General features: G+C 72.1%; 8 protein-coding genes and 1 pseudogene. 3 read left to right on the top strand and 6 right to left on the bottom strand.

What is annotated here, in order from left to right; translation table 11 throughout:
- Positions 1–271 precede the first annotated feature (271 nt).
- Positions 272–1,549, bottom strand: a complete 1,278-nt coding sequence (locus tag NBW84_RS13735; RefSeq protein ID WP_250285122.1) for a cytochrome P450 — start codon at positions 1,547–1,549, stop codon at positions 272–274.
- Positions 1,550–1,599: 50 nt separating this feature from the next.
- On the bottom strand, positions 1,600–2,811 hold the full coding sequence (locus NBW84_RS13740) for a cytochrome P450 (RefSeq protein ID WP_250285123.1): 1,212 nt from the start codon (positions 2,809–2,811) through the stop codon (positions 1,600–1,602).
- Between the two features lie 413 nt (positions 2,812–3,224).
- On the opposite strand from NBW84_RS13740, the gene NBW84_RS13745 reads away from it, so the two are divergent.
- The gene (locus NBW84_RS13745) at positions 3,225–3,545 is read left to right on the top strand and encodes a sulfurtransferase (protein ID WP_250285124.1); all 321 of its coding nucleotides are present in this window, start codon (positions 3,225–3,227) and stop codon (positions 3,543–3,545) included.
- A 52-nt stretch (positions 3,546–3,597) separates the two neighbouring features.
- Here NBW84_RS13745 and NBW84_RS13750 read toward each other — a convergent pair whose 3' ends face one another.
- The 3 genes from NBW84_RS13750 to NBW84_RS13760 form a co-directional block, all read right to left on the bottom strand.
- Positions 3,598–5,619 (bottom strand): AarF/UbiB family protein, encoded by a 2,022-nt coding sequence (locus NBW84_RS13750; protein ID WP_250285125.1) that lies wholly within the window; start codon positions 5,617–5,619, stop codon positions 3,598–3,600.
- 128 nt (positions 5,620–5,747) lie between these two features.
- The gene (locus NBW84_RS13755; protein ID WP_250285126.1) at positions 5,748–7,016 is read right to left on the bottom strand and encodes a ThiF family adenylyltransferase; all 1,269 of its coding nucleotides are present in this window, start codon (positions 7,014–7,016) and stop codon (positions 5,748–5,750) included.
- Between the two features lie 431 nt (positions 7,017–7,447).
- Positions 7,448–7,609, bottom strand: coding sequence for a DUF5679 domain-containing protein (locus NBW84_RS13760; RefSeq protein ID WP_250285127.1), 162 nt, complete (start codon positions 7,607–7,609; stop codon positions 7,448–7,450).
- Positions 7,610–8,048: 439 nt separating this feature from the next.
- Between NBW84_RS13760 and NBW84_RS13765 the strand changes: the two genes are divergently transcribed.
- Positions 8,049–8,849, top strand: a complete 801-nt coding sequence (locus NBW84_RS13765; RefSeq protein WP_250285128.1) for an enoyl-CoA hydratase/isomerase family protein — start codon at positions 8,049–8,051, stop codon at positions 8,847–8,849.
- A gap of 160 nt (positions 8,850–9,009) precedes the next feature.
- Here NBW84_RS13765 and NBW84_RS13770 read toward each other — a convergent pair whose 3' ends face one another.
- A complete protein-coding gene (locus NBW84_RS13770) occupies positions 9,010–10,473 on the bottom strand; it encodes a zinc-dependent metalloprotease (RefSeq protein WP_250285129.1) in 1,464 nt (487 codons plus the stop codon).
- Between the two features lie 395 nt (positions 10,474–10,868).
- Here NBW84_RS13770 and NBW84_RS13775 point away from each other — a divergent pair.
- Positions 10,869–11,112, top strand: a pseudogene (locus NBW84_RS13775) (hypothetical protein); the annotation flags it as partial.

Below are 11,112 nucleotides of genomic sequence, written 5' to 3' on the forward strand. Positions count from 1 at the left end.
AGTCTGCGGGTTCTCGGTCCTGACCATCCGCTGGTCGTCACGATCAGGGACAACCTGGCCGCTGCCACCGCTGCCGCGGAACGCCCGGGATGGATCAGGAGACTTCTCAGACGGTGACCATGGGCGCTCCCGCCGCTGGTGGGCCATCCGGGTGGGGCCACACAAAGCGGGCCTGGCCGGTGAGTGAGGCTGACCGTGGAGCGGGCCGGCAGCACGCATCGCGGAACAGTTCCGCGGGCGTGTCGGGTGTTCGGTTCGGGGGGAGGTCGTGCTACGGCACCGTGGTGCCGCTCTGCTGCTCGAAGCGGGCCGGGAAGCTGGCGATGCCGCGCAGGACGAGGTTCCGGCGGTAGGCGAGGTCGTCCGTGAGCGGCGTCATCGTGATTCCTCGCCGGACGAGCTCGCGCAGCACGATCTCCATCTCCAGGCGCGCGAGCGGCGCGCCGAGGCAGTAGTGGATGCCGAGGCTGAACGTGAGATGACGTTTCGCGGGGGTCTGGCCTGCGTACCGGGTGATGTCGAACCGCTCGGGGTCGGGGAACGCCGCCGGGTCCCGGTTGGCCGAGCCGAAGAGCAGCACGACACCGTCCCCGGCGCTGAACGTGTGCCCGGCGAGCCGCGTCCGCCGGTGGGCGAGACGGGTGGTCATGTGCACCGGCGAGTCGTAACGCAGCATCTCCTCGACGGCGGGCGCCGCCAGCCGCGGGGCGGACCGCAGCAGGGCGTACTGGTCCGGGTGGCGGATCAGCGCCAGGATGCCGTTGGCGACCAGGTTGACACTCGTCTCGTGCCCGGCCACCAGCAGCGTGACGCAGGTCGCGAGCATCTCGTTCTCGGTGAGGATGTCGCCCTGTTCCTCGACGGCGGCGAGCCCGCTGATCAGGTCGTCGGCGGGTTCGGCGCGACGCCGGGCGATGAGGTCGCGGAAGTAGGCCACGAACTCGCGGGCGGCCTGGGAGCGTGCGTCACGCTCCTCGGGCAGCAGGAGCGGATCGGGGTCGAACCCGCGGGCGAGCGCCCCCGACCAGCGCTGGAGGTTCGGGTGGTCCTCGGCCGGCGCGCCGAGCAGCTCGGCGATAACGGTGAGCGGCAACGGGTAGGCCAACGCGGTGACCACGTCGACCTCGCGGGCCTCGACGATCGCGTCGAACAGGTCGGTGACGAGCCGCTCGACGCGGGGGCGCAGGTCGGCCACCGTGCGCGGGGTGAACGCCTTGCTGACCAGCCCGCGCAGCCGGGTGTGGTCGGGCGGATCCATCCAGAGGAACGAGGTCGGCAGGTCGAGCGTGTCGACGCCGGGATGGAACAGCTCGGCCTCGTGGGCGTGGCTCCAGTTGTCGTCCTGGAGAACGGCCGCGCAGTCCTGGTAGCGGGTCACCAGATGCACACCCAGTGGAGTGGGGAAAAGCGGGTCGGCCTCGCGGGCCGCGGCGTACCGGGGATAGGGGTTAGGCCAGTGCTCGGGACTGAACGCGTCGAAGACGACCCGTGGCACGTCGGCGTGAGAAGTGGCGACGTCCGGCTCGATGTCCGTTTCGTGCGCGCTCACTGGTCTCCTCGGAATGCGGTGGGCCGGATACCGTGCTGGCCGGTCGGTGGTCAGTCCTGGAGGCGGACCGGGAGGGTGTCCAGCCCGTGGATGGCGACCGTGTCCCGCCAGACGGGTTCGCCGGTCAGGGAGAGCCCGGGGGCGCGGCGCAGGAGGGTGTCCACGGCGATCTGGGTCTCCAGTCGGCCGAGGTGCGCGCCGAGGCAGTAGTGGAGCCCTTCGCTGAACGACAGGTGGCGCGGCGCGGGCGCGGGGCCGGCGAACCGGGTGATGTCCAGCCGTTCCGGATCGGTGTACACGGCCGGGTCGCGGTTGGCGGCGGCGGTCAGGACGACGATGCCCTCCCCCCGCGCGAACGTGTGCCCGGCCAGTTCCCGTTCCGCCAGCGCGACCCGGTGGGTGAACTGCACGGGCGGCTCGTAGCGGAGCAGTTCGTCGACGGCGGGCGCCGCGAGATCGGGATCGGCGAGCCAGCGCGCGATCTGGTCGGGGTTGCGCAGGAGGGCCACGACACCCTTGCCGATCAGGTCGGAGATGGTCTCGTATCCTCCGATCAGCAGCCCCACGGCCAGCCCGAGCGCCTCCCGGCCGCTCAGTTCGCCGCGGTCCTCGGCCGCGCACATCCCGCTCAGCATGTCGTCGCGGGGATCCTCGCGACGCCGCGCGAGCAGCGCCGCGAAGTACGCCTCGAACTCCCGCATGGCCTCCGGCCTGCGCGCCAGGCTCTCGGGCGACTGCAGAATGTCCGGGTCCGTGCCGCGGACGATCTCCAGCGACCACCTCTGGACGGCCGGGTGGTCCTCGATCGGGATGCCGAGCATGTCGCCGATGACGGTGAGCGGCAGCGGACGCGCGAACGCCTCCATCAGGTCGGCCTCACCGGCCTCGATCGCCGTGTCGAGCAGCGCGTTGACGAGCTCTTCGATCCGCTGCCGGAGCCCCTCGGTGTTGCGCGGGACGAACGCCCGTTTGACCAGCCCTCGTATCCGGGTGTGGTCCGGCGGGTCCATCCGCAGCATCGACCCCGGCACGTCGTCGGGAGCCACTCCTGGCCGGAAGGGATTGATGCCCGCCTCGTAGCCGTGGCCCCACAGCGCGTCCGTGAAAACCGTCGAGCACTCCTCGTAGCGCGTCGCCATGAGAATATCCGGCCTGATCGGGTACAGCGCGGCGAAATCGCGGACGGCCGCGTACCGCGGGTAGGGGTTGGATCGGTGCGCGGGATGAAAGGCGTCGAAGACAACCTGCGGCGCAACGGACACGTCCACATCCCTCTCTCGGCACGGGTGTCACGAAATTATCCTGCCGGAATTCTGCGCGGTCACGGTCTCCGCCGGCTGCCGGCGGATGAACATCCTTCGAACTAATCCGGTGACGATGTCGATGAAATGCTCACATGAATTCCGGTGCGCCGCAAGAACGCCTATGGCGCCATCGGAAAAACGGATCGCCGGCGTAACGTCCGGAGCCGCGAATCCCGGGACACGTCGAGAGCGCTGGCGGGGGAGGCTCCTCCGACGGTGATCGCGGACGGTCCTGTCGCTGCGGGCCGTACGGGCTGGGCTGTCCGGGTGAGCGGAACTGCCGTTCGGCTGGACCGGGGCGTGCCCGCTGCTCTTTAAGGCCGGTTGATACGCCGGGTGGCCGGTTGGTGTGCAATATCATACTGACGGGTGTGTCGCGACCGCTTTCGCCGCTGATCGATGCCGCCGCTCTCGCCGCGCGCCTCGGGGATCCCGGGTTGCGTGTCCTCGACGCGACCGTGCACATCAGCTGGCCACCCGACGTCAAGGGGCTTCAGGCGGCCAGCGGCCGGCCGGACTACGAGCGTGCCCACATCCCCGGGGCGGCCTTCGCCGATCTTGCCGGTGAGCTGTCGGACCCGGACGTGCAACTGCCGTTCACGTTGCCCGACGCCGAGCGTTTCGCCGTCGCGGCGGGCCGGCTGGGCATCGGCCCTGACAACGAGGTCGTCTACGCCCATCTGCCTGGCTGACCGCGTGCTCTGGCTGGCGGCGGGTGTGTTCCGCGGGGCTGCCCCGGGCGGCTCAGGTGCTGTCGGGGGCAGCCGCGGGCGGGGTGTGGGTGGCCGTGGTGTGGGTGACGGAGTGGGCGGCGTTGTCGGGCGGGGTGTTGTCGGGGACTGCCGCGGCGGAGACGGTCTGCTCGTCGGTGGCGCCGCGGGGCCTGGGCGGAGCTGGGACCTTCGGCTGCTTCGGCTGCTTCGGCTGCTTCGGCTGCCTGGCCCGTTTCGGCTGCCTGGGCGGGGCGTCGGCGTCGGAGGGCGGCGTGCGCGGGGCGGGCGCGCGGGCCGGGCCGTCAGCCGGGCCGCCGGCCAGGTCATCGGCCGAGGACGACCGCTGTGCGGCGGGGCGGCGTCCCTGTCGCGCCGCCGCACGCCGGGGCGGATCAGCGGCCCTGTCGCCGTCGTGGTCAAGCCCGGCCCTGCTGTCGCTGCCGTGGCCGTCGCTGGTATCGCGGCTGTCGGTGGTGCCGTGGCCGTCGCTGGTATCGCGACTGTCGGTGGTGCCGTGGCCGTCGCCGGTGCCGTGGCTGTCGGTGGCGTCGCGGTCGTCGGCCGCCGTCGAGGGCGGTGGTATCACTACCCGGGTGTCCGGTAGCCGCGGCGGGACGAACAGGCCCCGCGAGGAGGCCGACGCCAGCGGCCGGATCATGCCGGCGCTCATTTCGACGGCGGGCTCCGGCAGCTGGCGGCCGGGCCGGTTCGCCCAGGCCGCGTGCTCGGCCGCCGCGGATCCGGGCTGGGCGAAGCCGGGCTGCCAGTACTCCATCTCGGCGCGGAACGCCCCCGTGCTGCCGAGCTGGCAGAGGATGCCGATCGCGCCCAGGGTGACGCGGTGCATCAACAGATAGGAAGGGGGCAGGTTGAGCAGGCGGCCGAGCTGGGCCGCGGGGGAGCGGGGGTCGCCCAGCCGGATGGCCTCGCCTCGTAGCCAGTCGCGGGAGAAACGGAACGTCTCGGTGGTGACGGGCTCGAGGAGCGGTACCAGGTAGTCGAGGAGGTCCGCCGGCTTCATCCTCACCGTCGGCAGGATGAACCGCTCCGCCCGCAGGCCCGCCAGGACCGCTTCGCCGTTGCCGTCCAGTGCCAGCCGGCTGAGCCGGCCGACGGGTTCGGGCAGCCCGTCCGGGAGGCGGTTGACCGCGCCGAAGTCCAGCACGCCCAGGCGGCCGTCCGGGAGCAGCCGGAAGTTGCCGGGATGCGGGTCGGAGTGCAGCAGCCCGGCCCGCGCCGGGCACGAGTACAGGAAACGCACGAGCAGCAGCCCAGCCCGGTCACGTTCGGTGTCCGTACCGCTGTTTATGATCGTTGACAGGGGCTTGCCGTCGATCCACTCCGTGACCAGGACGTGGTCGGTCGCGGCGACGGCGCTGGGCACGTGGATGTCGAGGTCGTGGTCGAACGCCTCGGCGAAGGCCGTCTGCCAGGCCGCCTCCAGGCGGTAGTCGAGCTCCTCGAGGATGCGCTCCTTCAGCTCGGCGACCAGCGGCTTGATGTCCAGACCGGGGACGATGGCGCTGAACAGCCGAGCCGCGCGCCCGAGCTGGGTGAGGTCGCTGAGCAGCGCCGGGCCGATGCCCGGATACTGGATCTTGACGGCGACATCTCGGCCGTCCGCCCACACGGCGCGGTGTACCTGGCCGATGCTGGCGGCGGCGGCCGGCGCGTCGTCGAAGCTGCGGAAGTTCGTCTGCCAGTCCGTGCCGAAGTCGCCGGCGAGCACCCGGTGGACCGAAGCCGCGGGCAGGGCGGGCGCGGTGTCCTGGAGCTTGGTCAGCGCCGCCCGGTAGGGCCGGGCGATCTCCTCGGGCAGTGCCGCCTCGAAGACCGACAGCGCCTGCCCGAGCTTCATCGCGCCGCCCTTGAGCTCCCCGAGGACGCGGAAGATCTGGGCGGCGGTCCGCTGCTGCAGCTCCGTGGCGACGATCTCGGCGGGGCGCCCGCCGAGTCGCTTACCCGCGCCGATCGTGGCCCGCCCGGCGAAGCCGAGAGGGAGGCTTGCCAGCTTGGCGGTGCGGACGACCGCGCGTTTTGGGATTTCGGACACAGCTCCATCGTGCCTGTTCTGCGGGCGGGAGACAGGAGGGAACGCCGCTTGGAATTTTAATACTACTCTTTGTGGTCGATGTGGTTGGCCTGGCTGATGGCGGACCGGTGGCGCTCCGCTCCGCCTGGTCACGACGCCCGTTCCGTCCACTCGAAGGCGTCGGCTTCGCCCGGATCCCCGTCCGTCGGATCCCCGTCCGTCGGCCAGCCGTCGGCGTCACCGGCGCCCGCGGCTGCCAGCCGCCGGGCGCTACGGCAGGGACATGAGGGGTGGATCGACCACGATCGGCGTCGCAGCCGCAGGTCGGAGACTGTCATCTCCAGCGTCCCGTCGATGGTCGGCAGCTCGTCGGCTGTTGGCCGGCACGGCTGCTCCGGCGGCTCGGCCCGACCGGGCCGGGCGATGCCACGGACGCGACGGTCGCCACGGTCGCTGTGGTCGACAAGGGTGAGCGCCTGCATGGCGGTGAGCCCGGCGGCGACGGTGGCGAGCGCCACGTCGCAGGCGTCGACCCCGGTGTCCGGGCGGCGGGACAGCTGCAGGGCGAGCAACGGCCAGGACGGTTCCATCGCGTGGCGACACAGATGCTGACAGTGCAGGCACGAGGTCACCCCGGGCAGGACCAGCGGCCCGATCACCGCGGTGGTCTCACGAACGCCGGCAAGCAGATGGGGGATGCCGGAGCGTTCCAGCTCAAGCGACTCCCGCGGGTGGACGACCGGTATGCCGGCCGGTGTGACGACGACGAGATCGGGGCGGAACGGCACGGGATGCCGGCACCGGCGTGGCGCGTGGGGGCGTGTCACCCGCGCGATCGCCGCGGTGGCGGCGGCCGAACGGGGCCGCCCGACGTCGTCGAGACGGGCTCCACCCGGCGCGACATCGGCCGCCCTGGTCGTACCGGTGTCGTCGACGACCACGTGCCCGACCCCGGCGGCGGCCAGCAGGGCCGCCACCTGAGCGCCGATCCGGCCCGCCCCGCGGACCTGGATCCGGGCCCGGCGGCGGGCCGCCATCGCTCGCCGGGCATGTTCCGGGTCGGCCGAGCCCAGGGACATCGCCGCCAGGTCCGGCTGGAGGCGCTCCTGGTCCAGCACGGGCGGTGGGGAGCGGTCGGCCGGGCCGGCGTCCGTCAGCAGGCCCGTCCGCTCCAGCAGGAGGACGAGGTCCGCCCGAGTGGCGTCCAGCGAGCTGAGGACCTGCTCACGGGAGCGGGTACCGTCCAGCAGGTCGAGCACGGAGGCGTCCCGCGCCGTCAGCCCGCCGAGGACGATCGCCCGCGCCGGGTCGACGCCGATCTGGAGGGTGGAGCCGTCCCGCCAGAGCCGGCGCAGGCCGGGCTTGAGCATGGGGCGCATCGCGTCCTCCCCGACAGCAGATGACCGGATCGTGATCATATGGTCTCACGCTGTGCCCCATCATGGACATATATCCATTTTTCTGTGGATATTCTGCCGGTGCCGGAGAAGATGCGCCGGTAGCTGTGGACAACTCCCTGCCTGGGCAGGGGCCCCTGCCCAGGGCATGGGCCCCACGGGTGCCATGGGTGACTCGCGTCCGCGCTGGGACGGTTCCTCGCGCACGGTCTGCGCCGGACATCCCATGTTCCTGGGTGTCAATCGGCGGTGCCAAGTGCGACGGTATGCGGCCAGACGGTTGTGGGCTGTGGATGCCGGGGCCGGCTGGTGCCGGGGGCGGCGGCCTCGGGATGCCGTACAGCCGCCGAACGCGCGATGATCCGCCGCGCGCTCGGCGGCCTCGGGGTAACCGTCCGGCCCGAGGAGCGGGCCCCGGGGATGGGGCATGCCTTCCGGGGAAGGTCAGGGAACTATGATGCCGGCGCCTTGCCGAGGATCCTGTTGATCGTGGTTCCGCAGACCGGGCAGGTGCCCCGGGCCATCCGGCGCCCGGAGTCGCTCACCCGGACCTCGCCCTGGTAATGCCGTTTGTCCTTGCATTTGACGCAGTAGCCCTCGTACGTCTCTGCCACTCGTTCTCCCTCTCACCGGCGCCCGCTGACGGGCCGCTGGTTCGTAACGAAGCGCAACGAAGAAGGCCGGCACCAACAGCCGGCCGGGAGCCATCCTCCTCAGGCTGTCGACCCCGCCGCGCGCCACCCCCTGGCCGGGGCCACGGCTGGTTTTCCGTTGTCCCACAGTGGTTGCCGTGTTCGCCGCCGGCTCCCGCGGCGGCGGCGGATGCGGCGGCGGATGCGGTGGTGGCCCGGTGATGGCCCGTGGTGGAAGCGGTGCGCGCCCGGTCATGTCCGACAGCACCGGAAGCCGTGAGGCTCTACGCTCGGGAGGGCCGCTGACGGGGCGGGAAAAACACGGCCGCGCCGTCCTCGCCCGTATCAGCCAGGCAACATCAACCGGACAACATAAACCAGACAACATCAACCAGGTAACGTGGGCCTTCAGGAGTCGATCGTGTCCGAACCGCTGCTGGTCGAACGTCCCGCCGACGGCGTGGTCCTGCTGACGTTGGCCCTGCCCGAACGGCGCAACGCGATGACCGTGGCGCTGACCGCGGCGTGGTCGGCGGCGCTGGACACGATCAGCGCCGATCCTGACGTGCGGGCCGTCATTGTCACAGGGCAGGGGCGCGCGTTCTGCGCGGGCGGCGATCTCGACTGGATCGACCCGAGGCGCAACATCGACTCCGGCGCGGACCGGCTGCGGGCGAAGATGCTCCCCTTCTACCGGACCTGGCTGAAGATCAGATCGCTGGAGGTGCCCACGATCGCCGCGGTCAACGGCGCCGCGGTGGGCGCCGGCCTGTGCCTGGCGCTCGCCTGTGACCTGCGGTTCGCGGCCGAGGGCGCGACCTTCTCCGCCCCCTTCACCCGGCTGGGGATGCATCCGGGGATGGCCGCCACCCGGCTGCTGCCGGAGGCCGTGGGAGTGCTGCGGGCCCGCGAACTGATCTTCACCGGACGGGTCGTCGACGCGCGGGAGGCCGTGGAGATCGGCCTGGTCAACGCGGTGGTGCCGGCTGCCGACCTGGTCGCCACCGCGCTGGAGACCGCGCTGCGGATCGCCGCGGCGGCCCCGGTCGCGACCCGGCTGGCCAAGGTCGCGCTGAAGGGTGAGGACGACATCGAGCAGGTGCTGCAGTGGGAGGCGCTCGCCCAGGCCACCACCATGGCCAACGGTGAGGCCGCCGAGGGGATCCAGGCGCAGCTGGACCGGCGGTCGCCCGCGTTCGCGCCGGTAGCCGCCGCCGGCTGACGCCGGTAGCCGCCGGAAACTGCCGCCGGAAACCGCCGGGCTGGTGCCGGCAGCCACGGCCAGCTCGCCCGGCCGGCCCGTGTATCGCGGTGAGCAGCACGACGGCCATGTCGGGCGAGGAGAAGAAACCCGTCAAACTATGGCCGCGTGGTGGTTACGGTCAACGACCGCCGCGCGGGCCATCGGGCGGATCCGGGTCGTGTGTGCCCGCAGGCCCGGGGGGTTCCTTCGGTGACTCGTTCGGTGACTTCGGCGGCGGGGTGTCCCGGAGCCGCTCGAGTTCCGAGATAGGATCTCCCACGGTGCTGGCGGTGTCACTGTTGGCGAACCGTTGCGGGTCGGCGAGGTCGTCGGCGTCCGGGAGCAGGTCGGGATGGGCCCACAGCGCGTCCCGCTCGTCGATCCCTCTGGCCTCGCCCACGGCAGCCCACAGGGCGGCTGCCTCGCGCAGTTTGCGGGGACGCAGGTTGAGGCCGACGAGCGTGGCGAAGGTCTGTTCGGCCGGCCCGCCCTCGGCCCGCCGCCGGCGCACCATCTCGCGCAGCCTGGACGCCGCCGGCAGGTTCTTCGCCGCGGCGGCGTCGGTGACCGTCTCCACCCAGCCCTCGATCAGCGCGAGGATCATCTCAAGGCGGGCCAGCGCCGCGGCCTGCTCGGGCGTGGTCGCGTCGTCGAAGACGTCACCGCCGAGCGCTTCGGCGAAACTCGCCGGGTCCATCAGCCGGGACGGATCCATCAGCCGGGACGGGTCGAGCATCGTCATCGCCCGCGAGACCGCGTTCGGGTCGACCGCGATGCCCCGCGCGTACTCCTCGACCGTGCCGAGGACGTGCCCGCGCAGCCACGGGACATGGGCGTACAGACGCTGGGACGCGGCTTCGCGCAACGCCAGGTAGATCCGGACCTCGGTGGGGTCGACCTCCAGGCCGGCGCCGAACGCCTCGACGTTGGCCGGTACGAGCGCGGCCGTGCGGGCCGGGCCCAGCGGCAGCCCGACGTCGGTGGCGGAGACCACCTCGCTGGCGAGCAGGCCCATCGCCTCGCCGACCTGGGCGCCGAACAGCATCCCGCCGATCCTGTTGATCATTTGGATGATCGGGCCGCCGGCGGACGCCAGCTGGCCCAGGTCAAGGCTGGGTGGGAGCTGAGCGGCGAGTTCCGGCGGCAGCCCGGCACCGAGGTCGCCCATCTGGTCGCCCAGTTGCGCGAGCCCGCCGGAGATACCGCCGCGCATGGCGTCGGCCACCCGGGCGGCCACCGGATCGCACAGTGTCCGCCAGACGGGCAGCGTCACCTCGATCCATCTGCCGCGCGTCCATCCCTCGGCGGCCGTGGCCCCGGCGGGAAGGGGCGTCACAGGGTCGAGCCAGACGTCGGCGAGCCGGACCGCCTGCCGGACGGCCTCGATGTCGGCTTCGGTGACAGCCCGGTCGCCGTCACCGAGGGTACGTACCGCGACCTGGCGCGCGAGCTCCCAGTTGACCGGTCCGTCGTGCCAGGACAGCAGGCGTTCGAGTTCGGCGAAGAACGGGGCCCCGGTGCCGAACGGCATGCCGGAGCCGCCGCCCGCGCCACCCGAGGACGAGCCGCCCGGGGTGAAGCCGAACGGGAAGCCGCCGCTCATCGCCACCGCCCCCGCCGGGAGGAGGTGCGCTGCGGTTCATGGACCCTGGATCCGGACATGCACCAACGGTAGTGCGTTTTCCTGGCGATGCCGAAACGACGTCACCAGGACTGCCGACGGGGCGGCCCATGACCGCCGGTGAAAGCCACGAGCCGGACAATCCGTCCGCCGGCTGCCTCTGCATACCATGGCTCCCACCGCCTGGATCCCACCGCTGGATCCTGGATTCCACTCCTGAATCCCACTGTCGTCCCAACCGGGGTACCAGGGCTGTCGCCGCTGCCGGCTGTCGCCGGCGACCGGTGAGCTCGAAGGGGCCGGCACCGCGATGATCATGCCCGGCTGTCGCCGACAGCCGGTGAGATTCGTCCCAGTGCCCGTCGGATGCCGCTGCCGTGACAGATGTCCCGGCGTCCCGGCGTCCCGGCGTCCCCTGGCCGCCTCCTGGCCGCGTCCCGGAGGGCGCCTCTGCCGCTCGAAGCCGGTGCCGGCCGGATGGCCGCCCTACGCGCGGACTACGGTCGGGCACATGGGCGATATCCACGCTGGCCCCGGCCCGGCTGCTGGCCCCGGCCCGGCTGCTGGCCCCGGCCCGGCTGCTGGCCCCGGCCCGCGGGCTGGCCCCGGCCCGCGGCGCGC

The sequence above is a fragment of the Protofrankia sp. CiP1_Cm_nod2 genome (assembly GCF_920664355.1).
In the GTDB taxonomy this organism is placed as follows: Bacteria; Actinomycetota; Actinomycetes; order Frankiales; family Frankiaceae; genus Protofrankia.

Excerpts from the sequence above, each read along its gene's own strand:
- NBW84_RS13770 (WP_250285129.1), bottom strand. The coding sequence starts at position 10,473 with ATGAGCGGCGGCTTCCCGTTCGGCTTCACCCCGGGCGGCTCGTCCTCG.
- NBW84_RS13755 (WP_250285126.1), bottom strand. The coding sequence starts at position 7,016 with ATGATCACGATCCGGTCATCTGCTGTCGGGGAGGACGCGATGCGCCCC.